The 25,364-nt window shown below is 53.7% G+C and carries 22 protein-coding genes; 9 read left to right on the plus strand and 13 right to left on the minus strand.

The genetic code is table 11. From position 1 onward, the window contains the following. Positions 1-71: 71 nt before the first annotated feature. From yddG to LJN55_RS03940, 7 genes are all read right to left on the minus strand, one after another. The gene (gene yddG, locus LJN55_RS03910; protein WP_227535724.1) at positions 72-956 is read right to left on the minus strand and encodes an aromatic amino acid DMT transporter YddG; all 885 of its coding nucleotides are present in this window, start codon (positions 954-956) and stop codon (positions 72-74) included. 77 nt (positions 957-1,033) lie between these two features. Beyond that, positions 1,034-1,867, minus strand: coding sequence for a PRD domain-containing protein (locus LJN55_RS03915; protein ID WP_133843603.1), 834 nt, complete (start codon positions 1,865-1,867; stop codon positions 1,034-1,036). Between the two features lie 19 nt (positions 1,868-1,886). Continuing rightward, positions 1,887-3,353, minus strand: coding sequence for a glycoside hydrolase family 1 protein (locus LJN55_RS03920; protein ID WP_227535725.1), 1,467 nt, complete (start codon positions 3,351-3,353; stop codon positions 1,887-1,889). Continuing rightward, entirely contained in the window at positions 3,350-5,182 is a 1,833-nt protein-coding gene (locus LJN55_RS03925) for a beta-glucoside-specific PTS transporter subunit IIABC (RefSeq protein ID WP_159337402.1), read from the minus strand. The genes LJN55_RS03920 and LJN55_RS03925 overlap by 4 nt, the downstream gene beginning before the upstream one ends. 180 nt (positions 5,183-5,362) lie before the next feature. Continuing rightward, positions 5,363-5,692 carry a multidrug/spermidine efflux SMR transporter subunit MdtI gene (mdtI, locus tag LJN55_RS03930; RefSeq protein WP_133843596.1) on the minus strand — a complete coding sequence of 110 codons (330 nt, stop codon included), beginning with the start codon at positions 5,690-5,692 and terminating at the stop codon, positions 5,363-5,365. Next, the gene (gene mdtJ, locus LJN55_RS03935) at positions 5,679-6,023 is read right to left on the minus strand and encodes a multidrug/spermidine efflux SMR transporter subunit MdtJ (protein WP_227535726.1); all 345 of its coding nucleotides are present in this window, start codon (positions 6,021-6,023) and stop codon (positions 5,679-5,681) included. The genes mdtI and mdtJ overlap by 14 nt, the downstream gene beginning before the upstream one ends. A 352-nt stretch (positions 6,024-6,375) precedes the next feature. After that, positions 6,376-7,386 (minus strand): LacI family DNA-binding transcriptional regulator, encoded by a 1,011-nt coding sequence (locus tag LJN55_RS03940; RefSeq protein ID WP_320443515.1) that lies wholly within the window; start codon positions 7,384-7,386, stop codon positions 6,376-6,378. A gap of 151 nt (positions 7,387-7,537) precedes the next feature. On the opposite strand from LJN55_RS03940, the gene LJN55_RS03945 reads away from it, so the two are divergent. The 5 genes from LJN55_RS03945 to btsR all read left to right on the plus strand — a co-directional run bounded on the left by LJN55_RS03945 (position 7,538) and on the right by btsR (position 13,114). Further along, a complete protein-coding gene (locus LJN55_RS03945; RefSeq protein ID WP_133843592.1) occupies positions 7,538-8,656 on the plus strand; it encodes an ABC transporter substrate-binding protein in 1,119 nt (372 codons plus the stop codon). A gap of 65 nt (positions 8,657-8,721) precedes the next feature. After that, the gene (locus LJN55_RS03950; RefSeq protein WP_133843590.1) at positions 8,722-9,774 is read left to right on the plus strand and encodes a FecCD family ABC transporter permease; all 1,053 of its coding nucleotides are present in this window, start codon (positions 8,722-8,724) and stop codon (positions 9,772-9,774) included. Next, positions 9,771-10,556: an ABC transporter ATP-binding protein gene (locus tag LJN55_RS03955; protein ID WP_133843588.1), complete on the plus strand. Its 786-nt coding sequence runs from the start codon at positions 9,771-9,773 to the stop codon at positions 10,554-10,556. The genes LJN55_RS03950 and LJN55_RS03955 overlap by 4 nt, the downstream gene beginning before the upstream one ends. 156 nt (positions 10,557-10,712) lie before the next feature. Further along, complete coding sequence (locus tag LJN55_RS03960; protein ID WP_133843586.1) at positions 10,713-12,398, plus strand: sensor histidine kinase; 1,686 nt, start codon at positions 10,713-10,715, stop codon at positions 12,396-12,398. Continuing rightward, positions 12,395-13,114 carry a two-component system response regulator BtsR gene (btsR, locus tag LJN55_RS03965; RefSeq protein WP_133843584.1) on the plus strand — a complete coding sequence of 240 codons (720 nt, stop codon included), beginning with the start codon at positions 12,395-12,397 and terminating at the stop codon, positions 13,112-13,114. Before LJN55_RS03960 ends, btsR begins: the two co-directional genes overlap by 4 nt. Position 13,115: 1 nt before the next feature. Here the strand turns inward: btsR and yjiA are convergent, their stop codons facing one another. The 5 genes from yjiA to LJN55_RS03990 all read right to left on the minus strand — a co-directional run bounded on the left by yjiA (position 13,116) and on the right by LJN55_RS03990 (position 17,679). Further along, positions 13,116-14,075 (minus strand): GTPase, encoded by a 960-nt coding sequence (gene yjiA, locus LJN55_RS03970; RefSeq protein ID WP_167864012.1) that lies wholly within the window; start codon positions 14,073-14,075, stop codon positions 13,116-13,118. A 29-nt stretch (positions 14,076-14,104) separates the two neighbouring features. Beyond that, positions 14,105-14,308: a YbdD/YjiX family protein gene (locus LJN55_RS03975; RefSeq protein WP_133843580.1), complete on the minus strand. Its 204-nt coding sequence runs from the start codon at positions 14,306-14,308 to the stop codon at positions 14,105-14,107. Positions 14,309-14,373: 65 nt separating this feature from the next. Beyond that, complete coding sequence (locus LJN55_RS03980) at positions 14,374-16,527, minus strand: carbon starvation CstA family protein (RefSeq protein WP_133843578.1); 2,154 nt, start codon at positions 16,525-16,527, stop codon at positions 14,374-14,376. A gap of 281 nt (positions 16,528-16,808) precedes the next feature. After that, on the minus strand, positions 16,809-17,294 hold the full coding sequence (locus LJN55_RS03985) for a GNAT family N-acetyltransferase (RefSeq protein ID WP_133843576.1): 486 nt from the start codon (positions 17,292-17,294) through the stop codon (positions 16,809-16,811). Positions 17,295-17,367: 73 nt separating this feature from the next. After that, a complete protein-coding gene (locus LJN55_RS03990; RefSeq protein ID WP_227535727.1) occupies positions 17,368-17,679 on the minus strand; it encodes a chorismate mutase in 312 nt (103 codons plus the stop codon). 228 nt (positions 17,680-17,907) lie between these two features. On the opposite strand from LJN55_RS03990, the gene LJN55_RS03995 reads away from it, so the two are divergent. Beyond that, the gene (locus LJN55_RS03995; RefSeq protein WP_227535728.1) at positions 17,908-20,022 is read left to right on the plus strand and encodes a DUF4034 domain-containing protein; all 2,115 of its coding nucleotides are present in this window, start codon (positions 17,908-17,910) and stop codon (positions 20,020-20,022) included. 726 nt (positions 20,023-20,748) lie between these two features. Then, entirely contained in the window at positions 20,749-21,558 is an 810-nt protein-coding gene (locus tag LJN55_RS04000; protein ID WP_227535729.1) for a DUF4225 domain-containing protein, read from the plus strand. 39 nt (positions 21,559-21,597) lie between these two features. On the opposite strand, the gene LJN55_RS04005 is transcribed toward LJN55_RS04000, so the two are convergent. After that, positions 21,598-21,960 carry a hypothetical protein gene (locus LJN55_RS04005; protein WP_133843570.1) on the minus strand — a complete coding sequence of 121 codons (363 nt, stop codon included), beginning with the start codon at positions 21,958-21,960 and terminating at the stop codon, positions 21,598-21,600. 465 nt (positions 21,961-22,425) lie between these two features. Between LJN55_RS04005 and LJN55_RS04010 the strand changes: the two genes are divergently transcribed. Both LJN55_RS04010 and LJN55_RS04015 read left to right on the plus strand, forming a co-directional pair. After that, the gene (locus LJN55_RS04010; RefSeq protein ID WP_227535730.1) at positions 22,426-23,703 is read left to right on the plus strand and encodes a lysozyme inhibitor LprI family protein; all 1,278 of its coding nucleotides are present in this window, start codon (positions 22,426-22,428) and stop codon (positions 23,701-23,703) included. A 296-nt stretch (positions 23,704-23,999) separates the two neighbouring features. Beyond that, positions 24,000-25,274: a putative bifunctional diguanylate cyclase/phosphodiesterase gene (locus LJN55_RS04015; protein ID WP_227535731.1), complete on the plus strand. Its 1,275-nt coding sequence runs from the start codon at positions 24,000-24,002 to the stop codon at positions 25,272-25,274. Positions 25,275-25,364: the final 90 nt, after the last annotated feature.

Below are 25,364 nucleotides of genomic sequence, written 5' to 3' on the forward strand. Positions count from 1 at the left end.
GCGTAGCGGGGAAGCGACCGCCATTCGCGACATCGGTACACTTAGCGTTGCTGACGTGAAAGCAGGGGGGGTTAGGTTTTGATACGCGTTGACCACCAGCACAGCAGCGAGCCGAGACTGACCATGCCAGCGCCTTGCCAGAAGTTGACCGACAGGCTGGCGTTCAGCATCCAGGCGGCCAGCATGGCCGAAAGCACGGGAATAAAATAGGACGCGGTGGCCAGCAACGTCACATTACCGTGCAGGATGCCGATGTTCCATGCCGCATAACCCAGGCCCATTGCCAGCGCAGCCAGTGCCAGACTCACCAGCACCGGAAACGTGATGGCCATCTCTGGCTGAGGTGCAGAGAAATATTTTATCCACAACGCCAGTGCGGTCAGCATAAAGAACAGTGTGATGCCGTTACTTCCCCGGGCTATTTTTTGCGTCAGTACGCAGTAAATTGCCCAGATCACGGCGCCCGCGAGGGCCAGCCCATAACTGAGGGGATTTGAGGCGATGTTATTGCCGATCTCCGCCAGCGACAACGTATGCTCACCCGCCAGCACTTTGGCGATCCCGACGAGGGAGACCGCCATTCCCGGGACGATCAGCAGGCTGCATTTTTGCCGGGCGATAAACACGGATAACAGGACGGTGAGGCTGGGCCAGAGATAGTTCACCATGCCCACTTCAATCGCCTGCGTGCCGCTACGGGCATAGCCCAGCGAGAGAGACAGGCAGATTTCATAGCTGACAAACAGCAGGCTGCCCAACAGCAGATAGGCGCGGGGAAATGTTTTTACCTTCGGGAATCCCACCATCAGCAGCAACAGCAGCGAGCTGAGCGTGTAGATCATCGCGGCTCCGCCGACAGCGCCGAGCCCCTCACTGACACCGCGTATCAGCCCGACAATGGCGCTCCACAGAATGATGGCGATAAGCCCGGTCAGCGTGGCTTTTTTGTGAGTCATGGTGCGGTCCCTGCTGTGATGATGTTATCCGTGAGGATTTTACAGGGTAGAGGGCCTTTTCACATCGAATTGATGGCTTATGATGTCGTATCCGCTAAACGGCTGATATGAATACCCATCCAGGTTAATTCATCATTAGGTAAGCGGTACTGATATTTTTCCTGAATATAGTCGCGTACGGTACAGGCAATCGACATTGCCTGTGGGTGGAACTTCATCATCTCGTGATAAAAGTCATCACTGTGCTGTGTTGCGATTTTTTGTGCCATCACGCGCTCGGCGAAATAACGCAGGTGGGTAATAAAGCGATTGTAATTCACGCTGTTAATATCGATATTTCTATTCAATTTATATCTGACGATTTCGGCAATACGGTTCACTAACTGAACCTGCTGATGCGCATCCCCGCTGTCCGGATCGCCGGAGGCATTAATCAGATGAAAGGCGATATGTACCGCTTCGTCATCATCCAGCACCACCCGAAAACGGTCGTTGGCGAGGTCGCGCGCCTGCACGCCGATCTGATATTCACGTGGGTAATAACGCTTCACTTCCCAGTTCAGCTTATTTGCCAGCGGATTGCCCGCTTTGCAGCGCTCAACCGCATAGAAAAGATGCTCCGCCAGGGTGAAAAACAGTACGTTGTTCAGTTTCTCAACGTACTGTTTTTGCGCCAGCGCAATGATGTCGTGGGTCAGGTCAAAATACGCTGCCGGAACCGTATCGGTGAGTGAGAGAAAGTGCTGAGTTTTAACCCCTTCCAGTGGGATAAACACCTGTTCGATGGCATCCCTATCCACATCAGCACCGGGTTTGGCACCAAAGCCGATCCCCTTGCCGAACAGAATCAGCTCGCTCTGGTCCCGTTGGACCAGCAGCATGCTGTTATTCAGCGATTTCTTCACTTTCATCGAGAGAGTTCCTTGACGGTCAGCTCAGGTCGCTGCCGTTACTGGCAATAACCTGTTGATACCAGTAAAACGAATCTTTACGCAGACGCGCCAGGCTGCCCTGTCCTTCATCATCCTGATCGACGTAGATAAAGCCGTAACGTTTGGACATCTGCGATGTGCCGGCACTAATAATGTCAATGGTTCCCCAACTGGTAAAGCCCAACAGATCAACACCTTCATCAATCGCGGCCCGCATTTGTTCAAAGTGTGATCTGAAGTAGTCAATGCGGTAGTCATCGTGTATCTGTCCCTCGACTACCACGTCTTTTGCCCCCAGGCCATTCTCGACAATAAACAGCGGTTTCTGGTAGCGGTCATACAGCTCCAGCAACGAAATTTTCAGGCCGACCGGGTCAATCTGCCATCCCCATTCTGACGCCGGCAGGTAGGGGTTTTTGACGCCCAGAACGGTATTGCCCGGAATGCGCTCGGCATCGGGCTGGGTGGATTCGGTGATCGACATGTAGTAACTGAACGACAGGAAGTCGACGGTGTGCTGGCGCAGGATCGTCAGATCGTCAGGCTGCATTTCCAGATGAATACCGCGCCGTTCCAGGTCGCGCAGGATCAGCGGCGGGTATTCGCCTTTGACCTGAACATCGGTGTAGAAGTAATTTTCCAGGTTCTTCTTCAGCGTGGCTTCCACATCCTGCGGATGGCAGGTGCGGGAATAGGTTGTCAGTTTGGTCAGCATACAACCCACCTGGCTGCCGGGGATTTTCGCATGACAGTCACGCGTCACCAGCGCCGAGGCAACAAACTGGTGATGCAGCCCCTGATAGATGTCCTGCACCGCCTGGCCGGGTGCGCATTTCTCTTCGCGGATCCCGGCGGTGGTGAACGGATGGCGATGAATACTGTCGATCTCGTTAAAGGTCAGCCAGTAGCGCACCAGATCTTTATAGCGATCAAAGCAGGCATTGCTGTAGTGCACAAAGGCATCCACCACCTTGCGATCAACCCAGCCGTTGTATTTTTCACTCAGCTTCAGCGGCATCTCATAATGAGACAGCGTGACCAGCGGTTCGATATTGTGCTTACGCATTTCACGGAACAGATCTTCATAGAATTGCAGGCCCGCTTCATTCGGCTCGGCCTCTTCGCCCGCGGGGAAGATGCGTGACCAGGCAATGGAAACGCGCAGCACTTTAATGCCCATCTCCGCAAACAGCGCGAGGTCCTCTTTATAACGGTGATAGAAGTCGATGCCGCGACGTTTCGGGTAGCGGGCGTCGTTAGTGCCGTTCAGTGCATCCTGGATGTTCTCATCGGTCAGCGCCATATGGCCGCTGTAATCCGTCAGGTCGAGATTGGATTTGTGCGCAATGGCATCGGCAACCGACGGGCCTTTACCCGCCACGTTCCATGCGCCTTCGGCCTGGTTAGCGGCAATGGCCGCGCCCCACAGAAAGTTTGGGGGGAAAACCGGGGTGTTCTGTTTCATACCGACTCCTTTAAAGTCATCACGTTCCAGGGATGGTCAACCGCAGTGGCGGAGGTGTTCGCTGACACCTGAAAACGCTCACTGTTGGTCACCACCATGACAACCACCGGATCAAATCCGGCGGCGATAATCGCCTCAAGATCGAACTCAACTAACAGATCGCCGGATTTAACCGACTGATTTTCTTTAACCTTAGGAGAGAAGCCGCGACCGTCCATTTTGATGGTGTCGATGCCAATATGGAAAATAAGCTCTGCGCCGCTGTCGGTGAGCATGCTGAGCGCGTGACCACTTTCGAACACGCTGCTGATGGTGCCGTCAGCCGGGGCAAACAGCGCGCCGCGGGTGGGGATCACCGCAATGCCGTCGCCCATCATGCCGGAGGAGAACACGTCATCATTCACCTGGGCTAAGGGGATAACGGTGCCCTCTGCCGGGCTGCTGAGCGCGAAGTCACTGACGGTCGTGGGAACGGGGCTGGCCGCCTGCTGCGGCTCTTCATGCCAGAACAGCAGGGTGGCAACAAAGGTGATGACAAACGCCAGCGCGGCACCCAGCAGGGCATAGAGGATATTGTATGGGTTATCGGCGGAGACAAACATCGAGATACTCGCCAGCCCCGGCCCCACCAGCGCAAAGGCTTCTACCGCCATCCAGCCAATAAAGCCACCGCCGATCACGCTGCCAACGATCACCGCATACAGCGCCTTTTTGTTCAGTAGCGTGATGCCATACAGCGCCGGTTCCGTAATGCCGCACAGGGCGGAAATGGCCGCCGACAGCGCGGTGGATTTTTTAATTTTGTCCCGGCTTTTGAAGTAGATGGCGAAGCAGGTCGCGGCTTCCGCTATATTATGCGCCAGCGAAGCGGGCAGGTAGAGCATCTCCCGGCCAAACTGTGACATGGAGGCCACGACGTAAGGGATCATCGGTTTGTGCATTCCGGATGCCACCATAAAGGGCAGCACGCCTGCCAGCAGCGCGGTAGCCACAAACCCCAGTTTGCTGAACAGCCAGAAGATCACTGTGGCCATGCCTGCGCCCAACTCATAGCCCAGCGGGCCGAGGAACAGCAGCGTTACCGGCACGGTGACCATCAGCGACAGCATCGGTGAGAGAAACACCCGTACGGCAGAGGGAGAGTAGCGGTTAAACAGCTTCTCGGTTTGCGCATAGAGCAGGACGCACAGAATGGCGGGAAACACCTGCGAGGCATAAGCGACATTTTGCAGGTCGAGGGAGAGAAACTGCGCGCCCTCTGCCAGCTGTTTGGCCATCGCGGGCAGCACCATCACCGACACCGCTGAGACAGCCACCAGAATATTCACCTTCAGCTTGGTGGCGGTGGTGATCGCCACCAGGATCGGCAGGAAGTAGAGCGGGGCGGAACCGATGTTATCCAGCACTTTCCAGGTGGAGCTGCTGCGGCTGAGCCAGCCCATCAGATCCAGCAAAAGCAGCAGGGATTTCAGTACCCCGCCACCGGCAATCGCCGGGATCAGCGGCTGGAAAATGCTGATTACAAAGTCGATAAACCAGGCTCCGGGGCTGACGCGTGCAGACGCGGTTTTCGTGCCCGGCTCGCGCCCGGCGGCCATGTCTCGCACGGCCTCATAAATGCCGATCACCTCTTTGCCAATGATCACCTGGCACTGCACATTGACGCGCACGCCGAGGATGCCGGGCACTTTTTCCAGCGCGCTCTGCTGGACCAGCCCGTTGTCATTGAGCGTCAGCCGCAGGCGGGTTGAGCAGTGCTCAATGTGGTCAATGTTATTGATGCCACCCACCAGGGTAATAATTTGCTTTGCCGTTTCCATGTGGTTCATCTGACGACCCTCTTTTGCGCAAAAAAAAAGACCTGAAGCCCTCCGGTGAGAGAGAGCTTCAGGTCTTGCCTGGTGGATACCAGTGACACGCCTGGGATCACTTCTATATTTTGTCGCGGTTAAAGGCAACCAGATTGCGTTTTGCAGAACAGAATTTGTGAGCGGTATGGCAGATAGAGATCAGGCCAGCTTGATCAGCACCATGCCCATCAGTAGCAGTGCCACCCCAATCCAGCCTTTGTAATTGAGGCGCTGCCCGAACATTACCCAGCCTGCTGCAATGGTCGCGACCAGCCCGAATCCACCCCATAATGCGTAAGCGACAGACAGCTCAATGCCTTTTACTGCCTGCGACAGCGCACTAAAGGCCGCCAGTACGGCCAGCAGTGACAGCACGCCCCAGACTTTATGCTTAAAACCATTCGACAGTTTAAGGAAGATATTGGCAGCGATTTCCAGCAGGGTCGCTGCGCACAGCCAGACGGCGTGTACCCATTCAAACGCTTGCATGCTGCCTCCTGCTGGTGGTACCTGATTTAATCAGGGCAATACCCGCGACCAGCGTCGCCAGACCGAGAATTTTGGCGGGCGAGATCGACTCATCGAATAACAGCACGCTGAACAGCGTAATAAATAAAATACCGATCCCTTCCCACATGGCATAGGCAACGCCGAGCGCAATTTTTTTAATCGAAACGGAAAGGACAATATAAGAGAGGGCAATCATGATCAGCATGAGGAAATATCCCAGCTGATTATCGCTGACGCTCGACCACTTCATAAACAGCGTCCCGGTGATCTCAAGAGCGATCGCCAGTGCCAGTAACATCCAGTAAAACATGATTTTTTCCATCAACAAACACAACTACACGCCAGCCCGAAAAGAAGTCAGGCTGCCTGAAACAGCAGGGGATATGTTTTAGGAAAGGGGACTAAAGCGCGTTACGCCAGTGTTGTTCACCGGAAAGGGAATAAGCGGAAGAAAAAAGGGAAGAGCGGTTTTGCCAGGCCTTGCACATATTATCCATAATATTTACAACTTATCCGCGTTGTTGCTTCTCGTCGATGCGGAAAGAAAATTGTCCTCGGTGGTTAATGTTGCTCCTCTTTTACCCGATCATTGAGGGTTATGCTGGTTAATTTGCAATTCTTTACGCTGGTTTTTTACGTTATTTGCAGTCGATTTCACTGCCTTACATGTTGTAAGGCGTGATAACGCTGACTTTAGAAAATGGCATCTGTTCTTCGGGAGGCGAAATAAAACCGTGAAACGCCAGAATACTGTGAAAAATGCGTCGGGCGTCCTGCTGTAATTCATGGTGGATAATCGCATCCAGCTTACCGTCACTGAGTAGCTGACGGTTTTCACTGTCGAGATCATGGCCAATAAACACCTCAATCGCGCGCCCCGCATCAGCAAAGGCGCGCAGGATCGCGGTGTTGCCTCCGCCTGCGCAGTAGACAGCGCCCAGCGATGGATGCTGTTCCAACTGCTGTGACAGGGCGCTGTAGGTCGGGGAATCAATGCCATACCCTTCACTGATCCGGCGTACTTTCAGCCCCGGTGCCATCGTCGACATCGCGGCACAGAACCCGTCTGCGCGCTCTTCCTCACCCAGAAAATGCGCACTGCCCGTGACCACCGCCACGTCCGGCTGATGCTGCCCCAGCAGGCGGGACATCAACCAGGCGGCGGTTTTACCCGCAGACGAATTGTCCATGCCCACATAGCGAATACGCTGACTGTCCGGCAGGTCGGTCACCAGTGTGACCACCGGCACGCGCTGTTTAAGCAGCTCTTCAATCACCTGCGTCAGGTCCCGGCTGCTTTCCGCTTTCAGGATGATGCCGTAACTGTCGCTGGCGCAGCGTAGCATCAGCTGGCGGATCTTCTGCGCGCTGATCTCCTCAAAAAGATGCAGTCGCAGGGTGAGACGAAAGGGGGCAAAGTTGCCCAGCTCGGCCAGCAGCGCATCGGTGACCAGCTGGCTGAAGCGGGCGGGAGTATGCATGATGACATCAATGGTAAGGGTTCTGCCGCTGGCCAGATTCATGCGCTGCTGCTGCTCCAGATCGCGGATTGCCTGCGAGATCCTTCGTTCGGTTTGGGCATGAACGGCACCGCGATTGTGCAGGGCGCGGTCCACCGTGGCTTTACTGACGCCTGCCTGGGCGGCGATCTGTTTAATGGAAAATTTCATCATTGAGGTCTTTCTGAGGTTATCCGTTCCGTAGAGAAATAATGTAGCGGTTAAATGAGTTGCAGGAAATCGTTTAATTGTGTAAAAAACCGTGTCAAATCTAACTGATAATCATTTTTATTTGCCTTTAGTTTCTTACCAGGAACCTGCATCCATGAATACCTCTCTGTTTAACCCGCGCGCGCTGGCTTGCGCGTTATCGTTTGCTGTACTTGCGGTGACCACCTCCGTATCGGCAAAAGTCCAGACCCTGACCGATGTCATTGGCCGTGAAGTGAAAGTTGACCTGCCCGCTAAGCGCGTCGTGCTGGGCTTTTACTTTGAAGACTACATGTCCGTGGGGGGCGAAAAAGCCTATGACTCAGTCGTAGGGATTTCCCGTGAAGCCTGGGAAGGCTGGGTGCCAGCGAACTGGAATATGCACGTCGCGCATCGTCCATCGCTGAAAAACATCCCGGATGTGGGTGAAGTGGAAGCACAGAGCTTCTCGGTAGAAAAAGTGCTGAGTCTGAACCCGGATCTGGTCATTCTTGCCGACTGGCAGTTCCAGGCTCTGGGCCAGGATGTTCAGCGCATTGAAAAACAGGGTATCCCGATTGTGGTCGTCGACTACAACGCGCAGACCGTTGAGCGCCATGTGGCCTCCACCCGCGTGCTGGGCACGCTGACCGGGCAGGATGCGCGCGCCAGTGAAATGGCGGCACTGTATGCCGGTGCATTGAAGCAGGTGGCGGATCGTATTGCTGCGGCGGGTAAACCTCAGCCAAAAGTGTATGTTGAGTTCGGCAATAAAGGCCCGGAAGAGTACTCCTTTACCTACGGCAAAAATATGTGGGGCTCAATGGCAACCGCCGCTGGCGGCAATAATATCGCCACGCCGTTCGTGGAGTGGTGGGGCCCGTTGAACCCTGAGCAGGTGCTGGCTTCAAAACCGGATGCGATCTTTATCTCCGGCCGTGAGAACAACAAAAATCCGCATGCGCTGCCGATGGGCCAGGGCGTGGATCTTGCTGAAGCGCGCACGAAGCTGAAAGGCTTTGAACAACGTCGTGGCTGGAACGAGTTACCGGCGGTGAAAAATGGCAAAGTCTTTGGCGTTTATCAGGGCGCATCGCGCACGCTGTCTGACTTCGCGATGGTGCAGTATATGGCGAAGCAGCTTTATCCTGAGCTGTTTAAGGATATCGACCCGCTGGCTAACTATCTGAACTTCTACAAAAAATACCTGCCGGTTACCCCGGAAGGGACGTTTGTGGTGAGTGTAAAAGAGTAAGTTGAAGATATCCCGCAAGGGCGGCCGCTTCTGGGCCGCCCCTTGTTGTGACACAGGACCGCTGAATGAACACTCCCACCGACAACCGTGCAGCCATTGCTGCGCATCGCGCGCGTGAAGGCAAACGCTGGCGCTACGTATTCCTCTTCCTGCTGCTGACCGCTCTCTGTCTGGTGCTGGATATTGCTACCGGCCCGTCGATGCTGGCGCCCTCTGAAGTGATTCGTTCACTGACCGGCATCGGTGAACGTGCGGCCATGACTGATGCTATTGTGCGTGAGTTTCGCCTGCCGATGGCGCTGATGGCGCTGGTGGTGGGTGCCGCGCTGGGGGCGGGCGGGGCACAGATGCAAACCCTGCTGAATAACCCGATGGCCAGCCCTTATACCCTGGGGATGGCGGCGGCGGCAGGCTTTGGCGCGGCGTTAAGCCTGGCCTTTGGCGGCTTTGGGTTGAATCCCATGATTGCTGTGCCGATTGGCGCTTTTATCTTCTCCATGCTGGCGGCACTGTTCCTGTTTATGCTGGCCTCAATGCGTCGGGTGCGTACCGAAACCATCATTTTGGGCGGCATCGCGCTGCTGTTTCTGTTCCAGTCGATGCTGTCGCTGATCCAGTTCCTCTCCTCCCCGGAGTTGTCGCAGCAGATTTTATTCTGGCTGTTTGGCAGCCTGACGAAAGCGACCTGGCCCACGCTGACGCTGACGGCGGCAGTCACGCTGGTGTGCTGCCTGCTGTTGATGGCGGACTCGTGGAAGCTGGCTGCGCTGCGTATGGGGGAAATGCGTGCGCTCAGCCTGGGGGTTAACGTGCGGCAACTGCGGATGAAAGTGCTGGTGATTGTCGCGGTCATGACCGCCACAGCCACCAGTTTTGTCGGTGTTATCGGGTTTATCGGGCTGGTGGCACCGCACATTGCACGCATGATGGTGGGGGAAGATCAGCGATTTTCCCTGCCGATGTCGGTGCTCAGTGGCGCACTGATGCTGTCAGCGGCGTCGGTGCTGTCTAAATCCATCGTGCCCGGTGCGCTGTTCCCGGTCGGGATCGTCACCGCCATTGTCGGCGTGCCTTTCCTGCTATGGCTGATTTTTTCTCCCCGGAGGAGCGCCTTGTGATCCAGCTTGATAATGTCTCTGTTCATCGCCAGGGACGGCCGATTATTGATGCAGTGAGCGCCGGGCTGGAAGCCGGTAAAATCCATGTGATTATCGGCCCGAACGGCACCGGAAAAACGACGCTGTTGAGTGCCATTTTTGGTGAGCTGGCGCTGGCATCCGGGCAGATCGGCTGTGGTGGACATCATCTGGCGGCAGGAAAACAGCCTGGCCGGGTGCTGCATGCCTGGCGTGAGATCTTCGCGTATTTACCGCAGGACAGCAGCGCCGATATTGGCCTGACGGTGCTGGAAGTGGTGGTACTTGGGCGGCTGGGCAAACTCTCGCTGCATATTGATGATGAAACGCTGGAAGCTGCCATGCAGCGCCTGGCGCAGGCCGGAATTGCCCATCTTGCCGGGCGCGACATCGCTTCGTTAAGCGGCGGTCAGCGCCAGATGGTGCTGTTTGCTCAGGTCATGATGCGTGAGCCTCTGGCGATGTTGCTGGATGAGCCGGTCAGCGCACTGGATCTCAAGCATCAGCTGGCGCTGCTCGACCTGGTCCGGCGTGAAACCCGGGCACGGGGTTGGGTGACGGTGATTGTGCTGCACGATCTTAACCTGGCCTGCCAGTATGCGGATAACCTGCTGGTGGTCGCGCAGGGGAAAATTCAGGCTGCCGGGAATCCGCGTGATGTGGTGACCGCCGAACTGATTGCCGCCACGTACGGCGTTGAGGTTGAGATCTTGCGCGATCGCGCAGGCAATCCGGTGATCCAGCCGCTCAGCACGGCGGTGTGATAAATCCTCAGGCAAGGGCACGGTGATCCTTTCGTGCCGCTGTCTGAGGTAATTTTAAAAAAATTCAGTACCAGCTCGCATTTCAAGGAATGATGGAGGGAAAGATCGCTCCGTCCGGTGTACGCTGCTCCCACAGGAGAATGTGGATTACAGGGCATGTACGAATTTACGTTGATTTTATTGTTACTACAGCAGATGTGTGTGTTTCTGGTCATCGCATGGCTGATGAGTAAAACCCGTCTGTTCATCCCTCTTATGCAGGTTACGGTGCGTCTGCCCCATAAGCTGCTGTGCTATATCACCTTCTCCATTTTCTGCATTATGGGCACCTATTTCGGTCTGCATATTGAAGACTCGATTGCTAACACGCGCGCCATTGGTGCCGTGATGGGCGGCCTGCTAGGCGGCCCGGTGGTCGGCGGTCTGGTGGGGCTGACGGGCGGATTGCATCGCTATTCTCTGGGCGGCATGACGGCGCTCAGTTGCATGATCTCCACGATCGCCGAGGGGCTGCTGGGCGGCCTGATGCACAGTTTTTTGATCAAACGCGGACGCAGTAACAAAGTCTTCAGCCCGCTGACGGCGGGCGTCATTACGTTTGTCGCTGAACTGGTGCAGATGGCGATTATCCTGCTGATTGCCCGACCCTTCCAGGATGCTTTGCATCTGGTGCAGAGCATTGCGGCACCCATGATGGTGACCAATACCGTGGGGGCAGCGATGTTTATGCGCATCCTGCTGGATAAGCGGGCGATGTTTGAGAAGTACACCACGGCGTTTTCGGCCACGGCGCTGAAGGTGGCTGCCTCGACCGAGGGGATATTGCGCCAGGGGTTTAATGAAGAGAACAGCATGAAGGTGGCGCAGGTGCTCTACAAAGAGCTGGATATCGGCGCCGTGGCCATCACTGACCGTGAACGCCTGCTGGCCTTTACCGGCACCGGTGACGATCACCATCTGCCGGGCAAGCCGATCTCCTCCTCCTATACCTGGCGTGCTATCGACAGCGGAGAAGTGGTCTATGCCGACGGTAACGAAGTGCCTTACCGCTGTTCGCTGCACCCCAATTGCAAACTTGGCTCGACGCTGGTGATCCCGCTCAGAGGCGAAAACCAGAAGGTGATCGGCACGATAAAGCTGTATGAACCGCGCAACCGCCTGTTCAGCTCCATCAACCGTACGCTGGGCGAAGGCATCGCGCAGTTGCTGTCTGCGCAGATCCTCGCCGGGCAGTATGAACGTCAGGAAGCGCTGCTGGCCCAGTCCGAAATCAAACTACTGCACGCTCAGGTAAACCCCCATTTTCTGTTTAATGCGTTGAATACGCTGATGGCGGTGATCCGCCATGACAGCGAAAAAGCCGGGCAACTGGTGCAGTATCTCTCCACGTTCTTCAGGAAAAACCTGAAGCGTCCGTCGGAGGTTGTCACGCTTGCGAATGAAATCGAACATGTGAACGCCTACCTGCAAATTGAGCAGGCGCGTTTTCAGTCGCGACTGAGCATCCGGTTGTGGGTGCCGCAGGAGCTGGCTTACTACCAGCTTCCTGCCTTTACCCTGCAACCGATTGTGGAAAATGCAATAAAACACGGCACCTCACAGCTGCCTGGCATCGGTGAAATTACCCTGAAGGCCAGCCGTGACGGGCAGCATCTGGTGCTGGATATTGAAGATAACGCCGGGCTTTATCAGCCCAAAGAGAGCGGTGGTGGGCTGGGGATGAGCCTGGTGGATAAACGTTTGCGCGTGCGATATGGCGACGCTTACGGTATCACCGTCACCTGTGAACCGGATTGTCTCACCCGCATTACACTGCGGTTACCGCTGGAGGAGCCCCTATGATCAGCGTATTGATTGTCGATGATGAACCCCTGGCGCGCGAGAACCTGCGCGTCATGTTACAGAAAGAGCCGGATATCGAGATTGTCGGCGAGTGTGGAAATGCTGTTGAGGCGATCGGCATGGTGCATAAACTGCGCCCTGACGTACTGTTCCTCGATATCCAGATGCCGCGCATCAGCGGCCTGGAAATGGTCAGTATGCTTGACCCGGAGGACCGTCCCTGGATTGTCTTCCTCACCGCCTATGATGAGTTTGCGGTGCAGGCATTTGAAGAACATGCTTTTGACTACCTGTTGAAACCGGTGGAGGTTCCGCGACTGGAGAAAACGCTGATGCGCCTGCGTCAGGATCGCCACGGGCAGGATGTCTCCGTGCTGCCGGATAATCAGCAGGATCTGAAGTTTATTCCCTGCAGCGGTCAGAGCCGTATCTATCTGTTACAGATGCAGGACGTGGTATTTGTCAGTAGCCGCCTGAGCGGGGTGTATGTCACCAGCCAGGAAGGGAAAGAGGGCTTTACCGAGCTGAAGTTACGCACGCTGGAAAATCGCACACCGCTGCTGCGATGCCACCGTCAGTTTCTGGTGAACATGGCGCATCTGAAAGAGATCCGCCTTGAGGATAATGGCCAGGGAGAGCTGTTACTGAGCAGCGGTCACACCGTGCCGGTGAGCCGCCGCTATCTGAAAAGCCTGAAGGAGGCCGTGGGCTTGTAAGCTACGGTTTTAAGCCGGCAAAGGCCGCACGGATTTCCTCTTCCGGTAGCTCAATGCCGATAAATACCAGCGTGCTGGCAGGCTGTTCATCAGCCTGCCACTCGCGATCCCAGTCAGCACTGTACAGTCGCTGTACGCCCTGGAACAGCAGGCGGCACGGCTGATCGGCAATCCACAACATCCCTTTGTAGCGCAGCAGCTTATCGGCAAAACCGGCCAGCAGATCCTCCATCACTTTCGACACCGCCTCCAGTGCCAGCGGGTAGTCCAGCTCCAGCACTATGGAGGAGATGGCATTCTGCTGCTGTGGGATAAATTGAAAACGCGGTTTTGGCGTGACGATCGCCTCTTCCAGCATAAATCCCCGGGTATCAAACAACAGCGCCAGGTCAATATCGCCATGGATCACCGGGTAAATCGGTGCACGCGCATTGATGCGTTGCAAACGCTCCATCAGCTCCGGCGGCGTGCCACTGATATCCGTCTTGGTCAGCAGAATGCGGTCGGCGTAGCCTATTTGCGACTGCGCCAGAGTAAACTGATCCATCTGCTGCCCGGCATGTACGGCATCAACCAGCGCGATCACGCCGTCCAGCAGATAGCGCTCGCACAGGATCTCATGGGAGAAAAAGGTCTGAATAATCGGGCCAGGATCGGCCATGCCGGTGCATTCGATGATTAAGCGATCGAAGGTGATGTCGCCGTTATCCCGGCTGTCCAGCAGGTCGAGCAAGGCGGTTTCCAGCTCCCCGGAACGGGTACAGCAAATACAGCCGTTAGTAAGGGTAGTGATTTGCGTGGCGCGATCGCCAAGTAGCTGATTATCGACGGCGACGGCACCAAACTCATTCTCAATCACCGCAATTTTGTAGTCCTGCTGTTCATGCAGAATATGACGTAACAGCGTGGTTTTTCCCGCGCCGAGAAAACCGGTCAGTACCGTGACAGCAATGGGGGTCATAGGTTATCTACCTTGATAGTCGTCTTGCATCAGCAGCAGCGCATGCCGCCTTTTCCATCTCCGCCATAGCGCGCCTGCTGGCGCTCTCGGAAGAACTCTTTATAGGTCATCACCGGTTTATCCGGGTGATTGGTCTGCATGTGTTCAACGTAGGTATCGTAATCAGGAATGCCGACCAGCATACGCGCCGCCTGGCCGAGGTATTTCTTCGCCGCGCCTAAGTTATCGAACATGATGTATTCCCTGTTGTACAGATCGGAGTAGGGGCGAGGCATGCCTCGCCCGTCTTTTAACAGGATTAATGGCCGGATGACACCTTAACCCCTTCTTTCGGCACCGGAACGTAAGCGGTTTCCGTATCGGTTGGTTCACTGGACTGGCGTGCGTTCAGCCAGGCTTTAATGCCGTAGAAGATAATACTGTACACCACTATGAGGAACAGAATACTCAGACCCGCGTTAGTGTAGTTGTTGATCACAATATGATTCATATTGCTCACCTGTTGAGCCGTCAGCTCAGCGCCTCCGGCGGCCACTTTGGCTTTGTACTCGCTGGCCATATAGAAGAAACCTTCCATCTGCGGATTGGTGCTGAACAGCTTGAGCGCCAGCGCCCAGGTGGTACAAATCAGCAGCCATACAGCAGGTAGCATCGTCACCCAGATGTATTGCGTACGCTTCATCTTAATCAGCACCACGCTCGCCAGTACCAGCGCCACCGCGGCCAGCATCTGGTTGGAAATACCAAACAGCGGCCACAGGCTTTTCACGCCGCCCAGTGGGTCAACCACGCCCTGATACAGCAGGTAGCCCCACAGCCCGACACAGCCTGCGGTGCCGACAACACCCGCCAGCAGTGAATCGGTTTTCTTCAGGAAAGGCACAAAGTTACCCAACAAATCCTGCAACATAAAGCGGCCGGAACGGGTACCGGCATCCAGCGCGGTCAGGATAAACAGCGCTTCAAACAGAATGCCAAAGTGATACCAGAAGCCCATATCGGCAATTGGCATAATTTTGTCAAACACATGGGCAATCCCGACGGCCAGCGTTGGCGCACCACCCGCACGGTTCAGCACCGACGGCTCACCAATATCTTTCGCGGTTTGCAGGATTTGCTCAGGAGAAATCACAAAGCCCCAGGAGCTGACGGTGGCTGCCGCCTGAGCGGTCACATCCTGCAGCTGCGCCATAATCATTGGCGCGTTGGCACCGCCGAGCTCATGCAGGTTTGGCATGACGATGCCGAGGCCTGCGGGGGGAGTGTTCATCGCGAAGTAGAGACCCGGTTCGATAATCGAGGCCGCGACCAGCGCCATCACCGCAACAAACGACTCCATCAGCATGGCGCCGTAACCGATAAAGCGCGCATCGGTTTCACAGGCCAGCAGTTTCGGCGTGGTGCCGGAAGCGATCAGCGCATGGAAGCCGGAAACGGCACCGCAGGCGATCGTAATAAACAGGAACGGGAACAACGCGCCTTTCCACAGCGGGCCAGTACCATCAATGTACTGTGTCAGCGCCGGCATTTTCAGTTCAGGATTCAGAATGACAATCCCGATGGCCAGGCCAACAATCACCCCAATTTTCAGGAAGGTGGCCAGATAGTCACGCGGGGCCAGAATCAGCCACACGGGCAGCAATGCAGAAATAAAGGCATAGCCAATCAGCGTGAAGGTGATGGTGGTGTCTTTAAAGGTCAGTGCCGGGCCCCAGTACGGATCGTGGGCAATCACGCCACCAAAGTAGATCGACGCTATCAGCAGGATCACGCCAATAACGGAGATTTCCCCGACCCGCCCCGGCCGGATAAAGCGCATATAGATGCCCATAAACAGCGCAATCGGCACCGTCGAGCAGACGGTAAACACGCCCCACGGACTTTCAGCCAGCGCTTTCACTACGATCAGGGCCAGCACCGCAAGGATGATAATCATGATCAGGAAGCAGCCGAACAGCGCAATGGTACCGGGAACCGGGCCCATCTCATTTTTGATCATCTCACCGAGTGAAGCACCGTTACGGCGCTGGGAGATAAACAGCACCATAAAGTCCTGTACCGCCCCGGCCAGCACCACGCCCGCCAGCAGCCACAGCACGCCGGGCAGGTAGCCCATCTGCGCCGCCAGCACCGGACCGACCAGCGGCCCCGCCCCGGCAATCGCCGCGAAGTGGTGCCCAAACAAGACGTTACGGTTGGTTGGCACATAGTTCAGGCCATCGTTATTGATCACCGCAGGCGTCGCGCGGGTCGGGTCGAGTCTCATCACCTTCTGGGCGATGTAGAGGCTGTAATAACGATATGCCACCAGATAGACCGACACGGATGCCACAACGATCCACAGCGCACTGATATGTTCGCCGCGTCTGAGTGCGACCACGGCCAGACAACACGCACCGATGATCCCGAGAATCATCCATGGTATGTGCTTGAATAGCTTGTTTTTATTCATAGGGAGACCTGGATTTATACGAAGTTAGATGGTGTGCAATCGAAAGAGTTTTATACCAGCGATATGGTGGCGAATTTATACAGAAAGCAGGGGGATAATTCGTTGAGTGGCGATATGGGGGATTAAGCGGTAGCTTACCGACGTAAAGCGGTTTCGCCGGTAAACTTAAGGGTGGAAATATGTGACTGGGGTCTCACTGAGGCTGCCTGTTTTTTCAGGGGCCTGGAAACGTCTCGTAGCGGGTTGCATGCGAGACCGACGCTCGTCTCAAATGAATATCATCAGTTATTCTGGCCTGCGATAACTTTGCTCATGTTGATACCCGTGACGCCAAAACCGCTGGTCTCATAGATATGGCGAGCACGAGCATTATCTCCTGCAACGCGCAGTCTAATCTCTTTAAAACCCTTCTCCCGAAGATTATCTTCAAAGGCGCGAAGAGTTTGTTTACCCAGCCCTGTGCCCTGGAAAGAGCTGAAGATATGAAAATCGTAGATAAAAACTGTACGCATAATCGTATCTGGTTTATACCAGAGATAGCCTACATGCATTTCAGTCTTATCTAATCGCGCAACCAGGGACATTAAAACCTGCCCACAGGTATTAACGCCTTCCGCAAGCGCTTCCGTTATTTCCTGCTTTGCTCTCACAAGAGAAGCACTTGGGGATAGTCCATAATTTGCCCCTATCTCGTTGGCATAATCTGGAATAAAATATTCAAGATAAGCAGGGAACTCGTCTTCTGTCATTAAGCGGAAGGTGATCATCTCTTACTCCTTAGTGATGAATACAACTGATAAACAGGACAATATTAACAGCATACCACCCTACCACTCCCTGTTATCTGGAAGACGGCGGCGTCCTGCTTTCGCTCAGCTGCCGATGCTGTTCCAGTTCATAATCAATAAATGCGCCAATCATTGCGCGGTACACTTTCTCGATAATCTCTTCCGGCAGATGGTGTGCTGCGGCCTGCTGACGCACTTTATCAATCACCTTCTGCACACGGTCCGGCGCACGCACCGCATCGCTGTCTTTCTTAAATGCTGCAGCGGCTTTTACACATTCTCCCCGTTGGGCAATCAGCGCGACCAGGCGGATGTCGATCTGGTCGATGCTCTTTCTCACATCGTCAATACAGGTAAAGGTCATTGTTAATCTCTTGTACTAGTTTTGTGGATCAAGATTACCTAAAGTGATGCGCATTGACCAGCAGGAAAAGTCGTCAGATTCGTTAATGTAAATTTCTCATATCGGGATCATTTTTATCCTGATTTTGCCCAATATTGCTGATATAACGAAGACTCAAAAAAATTGTCTTTTATGAAACTTTTCAATAGCTCAGGGACTTTTCGCTGAATTTGACTTAAAGGAAGGGCGATGAGCGAACACTCAGGAAGAACAGATAAAATGATCTCCGATTTTGAACCTCTGGCGTCGATTCTCGCACGCCGTGCCCACCTGCGTGCGTTGTTTGTCAGCCAGCAGTTTGCGGTACTCGATGCGTTACTTGAACAGCAATCCCAGCCCTGGCTGAACGGTGTCAGTGAAGCGTACGACTATGAGTGGAGCATCGACATGCTGTTCGACCCGCTCCAGCCGGTGGCTGAGACCCTGGCCGCGCTGGAGGCGTGGGTCGCCCTTCATCCTGATTCCTACCATGCTCATCTGCTACTGGGGTGCTACTGGGAGCGTGCCGCGGGCCGTATCCGTACTCAAAATGGTGGTGATTACGTGACAGACGACCGCTGGATGGGGGCGGAACTGGCGCGTGATTCAGGCATTGCCGCCTATCTACGCGCGCTACCTTTGCATCCGAAACCCGCGTATGCGCTGTTCCGTATTTTCCGTCTGAGCTGTTATCTGGGTGAGCCGCAGTGGTTATTCGCACTGGCGCTGGGTGAACAGCCCGACAGCTATACGCAGCGCCAGTCTGAGGTCGACCCGGAGGTCTGGGCCGCTGGCATGCAGTGGTTGCGCGAGGAAGGGGGCAGTGAGCCGGCCGTTATCCCTCAGGCCCTGCCGGCATGTTTATCGCCGCGCAGTGAAGAGGAGCAGCAGAACAGTAAGCTTTACTGGCTGCGCTTGACGCTGGACGCGCGCCCGAATCTGTACACCATCCTCAGTTCCTGGGTGCATTTCCTCTATCCGCGTTGGGGCGGGAGCCATCAGGAGATGTCGGCGTTTATCGACAGTGACTGGTGTCGTGGATTGACCGAAAGTGAACGTAACGGTTTACGCATGACACAGGCCTGGGATTATCTCGGCTATGTGGCGTTAATGCCGGAGGAGGATGATCGGGAGAACATTGCTTTTTGTCTGCGGCAATATGATGCCCTGTTAGCACTCAACCTGACTCCGCGCCAGCATGCCTCTGTGCTGCGCAGTTTTGCCAACTTCCTTTGTCACTACGCGCGCACGGAAGAGGACGGTGAGGTGCACTGGAACAAGCCAGAGATGCAGCAGGCCTACGATGCGCTGGTCAAGGCATGGCAGGTTGATCATCCGGTTGCCGATCCTGGGCTTCATGATGCGTTCAGCTCTTTACTCTCCTGCCTGGATTTTGCGGGTATTGAGGACAGCTTTGGCCTGCGCCCAATGTGGCTGGAGCGCAGTCAGCAGTGGGGCGACTGCCAGTACGAGGTGCTGGTGGCGGGGCTGGCCAGCAAATACGGCTTTTATGGCATCCGTCAGGGGCAGTTTGACCATGAGCGACTGATCCCGCTGGGCCTGGCGCTGGAGTCCGATCTTGATATCGGCCAGGCAGGTGCCAACCTGTTTGAGTCTGTATCCGAAGAGGCGGGGATTTTCCTGACGCAGGCCGCGGCTGACGCCGGTGATGCCTCTGCAATGGCCGGATTATACGACCTCTATTCGGGCCGGATGTCGCGCCGCTATGGCCGCGATGCCACAGCCTGGGAAAATCGCGAGCAGGCTCTGGCGTGGATGGAACGGGCAGCAGAGGCCGGTAACGTGATTTGCCAGTACAACCTGGGGTACGTCATTTCCCGTGAAAACGAGATTGTTAACGCACAGCAGTATCAGCGTGCACGCGATCTGTTTATCGGGGTGATGAATGCCGCTAATGTCGGGCTGGAAGTCTGGCAGCGCGCCACGCGTGAGCTGTCGGGATTGATCCTGTTTAATCAGTACGCCAGCGATGCGGATCGTCGCTTTGCGGTGGAAGAGGTGCTGGCTGCACTGTGGAACGATGAACGCCCTGCCAATCAGGAGTACGCCGCCGCCTATTATGCTCACGCCTTCTTTACCGGTTCTGGCTGCGTTGCAAACCGTTATCTGGCAAAAGTCTGGGTGGATCGCGGTCTGGCCATCAGCCCGCAGGATGAATATTTGCTGGAACGTGCAGGCGAGATTTATCAGCGCGGTGCCCTGTTCGGCGGATTGCGTTCATCAATGGCTTTTCGTCGCGATAAAGCGCGCATGGATGAGCACGGCAGGGCAATGACTTTTGATGCGGGGATGGGGCCAGCTTGAGATAAACCCGACCTCATATGACAGGAATGCCACGCCATTGGCGCGTGGCATTTTTGAGGTTATTTTTTCTTTTTCTTTATTCTTTTATAACGCCAGGATTTGAAGCCCAGTGATAGTGGAATTACAAGGTTTAAGATTAAAGCAGTAAAAATGATCGTTAATAGGTTTTCCTGTATTATTCGCCATAAAGTGTATCCTTCTGAAATCCCTGATGTATTTAAAAGGATTAATATGCATAATATTGCAGATGAAAACCATGCAAAACACGACCCCAATATATTTATCTCCCGCCTCAAGGTAAAGTCATAATCTAAGTCATTATCTCCCTCAAACTGCTCATCTTGTTTCGCCCGTTCTCTGGCTCTTCTGAATTATTTTAAATCTTTTTCGCTAAAACCGTTGGCGAGTAAATCCTTTTCTAATTCGGTCATAGTTCCCTCCTTTTATTCAATCATCCTTGTCATTCTCTTATCAGGTCGCGCTGCGGTGAGAGTAGAGGATAAGGCGGTTGAAAGACAGTCCTGGGATAAGAAAATTCATCTGCATCATGAAAAATGGACTATTAACTATTTATTTTTCATTAAGGTTAATCTCCTTCCATCAAAAAAGTGCAGTTTCCATGTGTATCTCGATATTCTGTACCTCTTCCGCGTGACATCGAATAATTAATTTGTTAATAAAATCCTGATGAGATAGTTAATGTACTTCAAGGAGAAGAAGTAATTTATGGATATTTATCTAAACAGAAGAAGTAACGATAACAAGTATTTCTCTGCCATGGGGCAGTCTGCTGCCTCGGATTTATACCGGGTGGCAGAAATCGTTGCCGGGAAACATATACGCGATCACTTTATCCGCGCCCGGTTTCTTGACGAGGTGAAAGCGTTTGCTAACGCTAATCTTCATGAAATCAATAAGTCTAAAAGTGATGCTCAATGCAAAGCCGCCATTAATAATATCAGGGAGGAGAGCAATAACATCAGCACTCAGGGCGATCGACTGACGATGGGGCAGGCAAAGATCTTTCTTACTGTCAGTATGGAGAAGTATAATAAAGAGCTGGGATATACCATTGATGCTGTGAATCTTGTCGTGGGTACGGTGCAGCTAGCAGGCGGGGTTTCTATAGCAAGGAGTGCAATTAAAATGGCATCTCTGATAGGGAAGATCGCAGGTTCCTACGTTGCCATTAGCGGTGGGAGTTCAGCAACAGAAAGTCTTTATAAATTAAATGGTGATGCTAACCCACCTGGTTTTTTGAAAGATGCCTACGTTGGGGCGGCTAAGTTCATGGGCTTTAATAAGAAGTTAGGTCTGACAGCCTACCACTCGATGGAAATCATCAGTTCCGCCTATGGCGTGTTCAGACTGGGCCTCAAGCCTGGCGCACATAGGTTGTATAGATTTATTCCTGCTGATTTTCGTATTCAGGTTAACCAGATGAGTAGAGCATCGTTAACTCTTGAAATACTGGTTTCTGGTAATAATTTGAGGGTGATTTCTGGCATGAATTTTAATAATAAGTCCACGCCATAGTTAGTTGTAAATTGCCACGTTGTAAAGCGTGGCTTATTATTATTTTTTTCTTTTTTTGTACATCCATGATTTTAACCCTAACAGTACGGGGAATACGACGGATGAGCATATAATGACAATGCAGATGATAAAGGCATTTCCTTCTATTATTTTCCATGTTGGATACTCTTTTGATATGCATGTGGCATTCAAGAGAAAAAGCATGGTTAATGTTATATATATGATTAATGAAAAGCTTGAGCCCAGATCTTTGATCACCTCTCTCAACGTCTCATCATAATCTAACGCATTATCACCCTCGACCTGCTCATCTTGTTTCGCCCGTTCTCTGGCCCTTCTGAGTTTTTTCAAATCGTTTTCGCTAAAACCGTTGGCGAGTAAATCCTTTTCTAATTCGGTCATGGTTCCCTCCTTTTATTCAATCATCCTTGTCATTCCCTTATCAGGTCGCGCTGTGGTGAGAGTAGAGGATACGGCGGTTGAAAGACAGGTTTGGGAGAGAGGAAACCATCAATACCCCTAAAAATGGATAATTAGCGATTTATGGCGAAATAAGCAGAAGGCGAGAAAGCAGGGCTGCAACAGCATGCAGCCCCGGAATATCGGATTACTGGCGTGGCAGATGGCAGCAGGTCAGCATGTCTATCTACCCACATCCCCCCGGCTGTCATTTAAGCGCGACAATCTTCTGAGCAAGTCGTTGTGAGTTAAGGTTAAAATAATTTATTGTTCCCGTGAGCAAATCCGGTCAGAATTTGCCTGGTAAAAAAGTCCCCTGCATCGTTCATTTCAGGGGGGCTCTAATCACCAGGCGCTATCGCCAGATCGGCGAACAGACAGGATAATTTTTTCCAGGGAATTACGATATTGAAAATAAAATACTTCATAGCCGCAAGCCTGATGTTTGCTGCACAGAATGCTCTGGCTGCCGGTTTTGACTGCACGTTAACCGGGTTGAATGAAACGGAAAAAACTATCTGTGCGGATACGTATCTTTCCGGGCTGGATAACGTGACCAACGGTTACTTTGTGAAAGCGATGGACAACAGCTACGGTGTGGGGACGCTGGCCAGAGATCAGCGCAAGTGGCTGGCAGAAAGAAACCGCTGTGGTACCGACGCGGAATGCATTAAGCAGCGTTACATTGAGCGCAATAAAATTCTGTCGCGCGCCGGGGTTTATCACAAGATCAGCGATGTCTTTACCCGTCCCGGCGATAAGCTGGATAAACCTGTCGCCCCCGGATTAAAGAGTGAAGCCGGTTTCACTCTGTCAGACGATCCGTGGCGCGTCCGTCCGTTAATCACCTCCAGTGATGTTGCCAATCTGACCGTGGGCACCACCGGGCATTATCTCAGCACCCTGACGCACCGCATCGTGAATAATGACCTGATTGTCTTTGTGGTGCTGTATGTCGAAAAAGATCAGAAGAAGGGCGCGTTTCTTCTCAGGCTGAAAGACGGAGAGAAACCCCGGGTAGAGGCGGTGTACGAGGGATATAACCTTGAGCTGTCACTGCTGGATAAAAACGGCGCAGCCCAAGGCGATATTCTCTATTCTGTGGCGGAATACCGGGCGCCGGGCGTGGCGGTGAACAGCGAAAGTGACTTTGCGACGCCGCAGGCTTTTGCGCTGAAGGTGTCTGCGAAAGAGATCGGCAATATCATAGAGGTGACCCCGCCAGCCAGCGAACCCGCCAACAAGAAGTGGGTGGGCTATTGTGGCAGTAACGAGTGCAACAGCCGGCTGACTTCCCCGGACGGCCAGTGGCGTCTGGCCTCCGCCGATCGCAGCAATAGCGAGATTGACGAAGGGATGTACGTCTTCCCGCATGACCGGCCGGATGCCGGTATGAACGTGTTCCTGCCACAGGCGGATACCGCCAAAGGCGCGGATTACAGTTATGACCGCAATTATGTCTGGGGGCGGGGGTCGTCATTCTATTTTGACAATGAGGGTGGTTATGCCTGCATCTGGAAAACCGATCTTGCAGACAAAACCACCAAACGCATTCTTCCGGTCGAGGCCTTCTTACGGCCACATTACGTAAACTATAATGGTGAAGATATGATTGTCGCGTCTTACACTTATTATAATGAAAATGGCGACTATCTGAGCGAAGAGGTTTACCTCGCTAAAAAATAATGCTTCCTTTTATCCCCCTCTGGTTTTTAACATCAGAGGGGGATTTCTCCGCTTTTTAAATATTATTTGTCTTATGATGATCCGTGAACGGCCTCCCTCTGCAGGATTTCCATATAATGTATACTGTCAGGCCAGATAACTGGCTATCTGAACAGGTAATAATTAAGTTATAAAAGTAAAATAGAATACAAAAATATAATAAAATACGGGTCCATTTATATGGAGTGATCTTCGTCATGCCAGGAAGAAGAGGGGGGACATCTCCCAATGATGAACACCTTGAATTTATATGCCGGATGGCCTTTCTCAGTGGCCTTGTGGTCATCGTGGGATGGCTGGCGGTGTTCATTGCCCTAAAGGAGTGGGGAATTGTCATCTCGCTGCTGGCATTGGGGGGCGCGGCATTTTGTAGCTGGCAAATGGCGATGCGTGGCAACTTTTCCACCGGGCTGATGCTGGCGCAGGGGGTGCATATGGCGTATGCGGTCGGCTATTGCCTGCTGTGTGATGTGCCGGATGACGGTATTCCCAGAACCACGCATCTCTATCTTCTTACCATCGCGCTGGTGGGATACATTAACTATCAACGCAAACCCACGCGGGTGCAGATGGCGCTAATAGCTGCCAGCCTGTTGTCATTTATGGCCCTCAGCAGTGCTGACCTGATTTTCCCTTTCGCCAGCCCACTCCCGCACCCGTTGCGCTTCTTTATTTCGCTGGTCAATGCCATTTTGGCGACCGCTATTCTGTGTGGTGGCATCGTGGCGATGCATGCTGACTTCTCCCGTCGCAACGAAAAAATCAGGGCCATTCAGCATGCGCTGTACAATAACGAGTTTGTGTTGTTCTACCAGCCTTTGTTCAATTCATCCGGGCAGATCAACGGTGCAGAAGCGCTGCTGCGCTGGCAATGCCCTGGCAAGGGGATGGTCCCGCCGTCGGAATTTATTCCTGATGCACAACAGGCTGGGTTGATGCCCGCCGTGGGCGATTGGGTGATTGTCAGCGCCTTCCGGGAGCTGGCGCAGTGGCAGAATAACCCGGCGACCGCGCATCTGACCCTTTCCGTGAATATCACCGTTGATCATCTGATGAAGCCAGACTTCGTCCCCAATCTGATACGCCAGGCCGAAGTGACACAGGTGTCCCCTTCGCGCGTTAAGCTTGAGCTGACAGAAAGCGTTTTCGCCACGGATATTGAAACCGTGGTGGCGAAAATGCATGCGCTGGCCGCTGCCGGATTCCGCTTCTCCCTCGACGATTTCGGTACCGGATTTTCATCGCTCAGTTATCTGCGTCGCCTGCCGCTGGAGCAGATAAAAATCGACCGCAGCTTTATTTCCGGAGCAACGGAAGGACCAAAAGGAGCAGTGATCGCCATGAACATTGCGCGGATGGGGCTTGAGCTGAAGCTGGAAGTGCTGGCCGAAGGGATTGAAACGGCTGAACAGTGGTCGGTGATGCAGGCGTTCGGTTGCACGGCGTTTCAGGGCTTTTACTTTTCCCGTCCACTCAGCATGAGTGATTTTCGTGCATTTACTGCGAAACACGGTTGCGGGGTTACCGGCTGAATATTCTGCCGTCTTTGCCGATAACAAGATTGAGAATGGGCTCTCACTCAGTTGCCAGAGAGCCTGAAATTCCAATCTTTGCCTAAGGTG

Origin of the sequence: Erwinia rhapontici, assembly GCF_020683125.1 — a bacterium.
Taxonomy (GTDB): Bacteria; Pseudomonadota; Gammaproteobacteria; order Enterobacterales; family Enterobacteriaceae; genus Erwinia; species Erwinia rhapontici.

Coding starts and splice junctions, on each gene's coding strand:
- LJN55_RS03985 (WP_133843576.1), bottom strand. CDS start 17,294: ATGATCACCTTCCGCTTAATGACAGAAGACGAGTTCCCTGCTTATCTT.
- LJN55_RS03995 (WP_227535728.1), top strand. CDS start 17,908: ATGAGCGAACACTCAGGAAGAACAGATAAAATGATCTCCGATTTTGAA.
- yjiA (WP_167864012.1), bottom strand. CDS start 14,075: ATGACCCCCATTGCTGTCACGGTACTGACCGGTTTTCTCGGCGCGGGA.
- mdtJ (WP_227535726.1), bottom strand. CDS start 6,023: ATGTTTTACTGGATGTTACTGGCACTGGCGATCGCTCTTGAGATCACC.
- LJN55_RS04000 (WP_227535729.1), top strand. CDS start 20,749: ATGGATATTTATCTAAACAGAAGAAGTAACGATAACAAGTATTTCTCT.
- LJN55_RS03940 (WP_320443515.1), bottom strand. CDS start 7,386: ATGATGAAATTTTCCATTAAACAGATCGCCGCCCAGGCAGGCGTCAGT.
- mdtI (WP_133843596.1), bottom strand. CDS start 5,692: ATGCAAGCGTTTGAATGGGTACACGCCGTCTGGCTGTGCGCAGCGACC.
- LJN55_RS03960 (WP_133843586.1), top strand. CDS start 10,713: ATGTACGAATTTACGTTGATTTTATTGTTACTACAGCAGATGTGTGTG.
- LJN55_RS03980 (WP_133843578.1), bottom strand. CDS start 16,527: ATGAATAAAAACAAGCTATTCAAGCACATACCATGGATGATTCTCGGG.
- LJN55_RS03945 (WP_133843592.1), top strand. CDS start 7,538: ATGAATACCTCTCTGTTTAACCCGCGCGCGCTGGCTTGCGCGTTATCG.
- LJN55_RS03975 (WP_133843580.1), bottom strand. CDS start 14,308: ATGTTCGATAACTTAGGCGCGGCGAAGAAATACCTCGGCCAGGCGGCG.
- LJN55_RS04005 (WP_133843570.1), bottom strand. CDS start 21,960: ATGACCGAATTAGAAAAGGATTTACTCGCCAACGGTTTTAGCGAAAAC.
- LJN55_RS03925 (WP_159337402.1), bottom strand. CDS start 5,182: ATGAACCACATGGAAACGGCAAAGCAAATTATTACCCTGGTGGGTGGC.
- LJN55_RS03920 (WP_227535725.1), bottom strand. CDS start 3,353: ATGAAACAGAACACCCCGGTTTTCCCCCCAAACTTTCTGTGGGGCGCG.
- LJN55_RS04015 (WP_227535731.1), top strand. CDS start 24,000: ATGGCCTTTCTCAGTGGCCTTGTGGTCATCGTGGGATGGCTGGCGGTG.
- LJN55_RS03990 (WP_227535727.1), bottom strand. CDS start 17,679: ATGACCTTTACCTGTATTGACGATGTGAGAAAGAGCATCGACCAGATC.
- LJN55_RS03915 (WP_133843603.1), bottom strand. CDS start 1,867: ATGAAAGTGAAGAAATCGCTGAATAACAGCATGCTGCTGGTCCAACGG.
- btsR (WP_133843584.1), top strand. CDS start 12,395: ATGATCAGCGTATTGATTGTCGATGATGAACCCCTGGCGCGCGAGAAC.
- LJN55_RS03950 (WP_133843590.1), top strand. CDS start 8,722: ATGAACACTCCCACCGACAACCGTGCAGCCATTGCTGCGCATCGCGCG.
- yddG (WP_227535724.1), bottom strand. CDS start 956: ATGACTCACAAAAAAGCCACGCTGACCGGGCTTATCGCCATCATTCTG.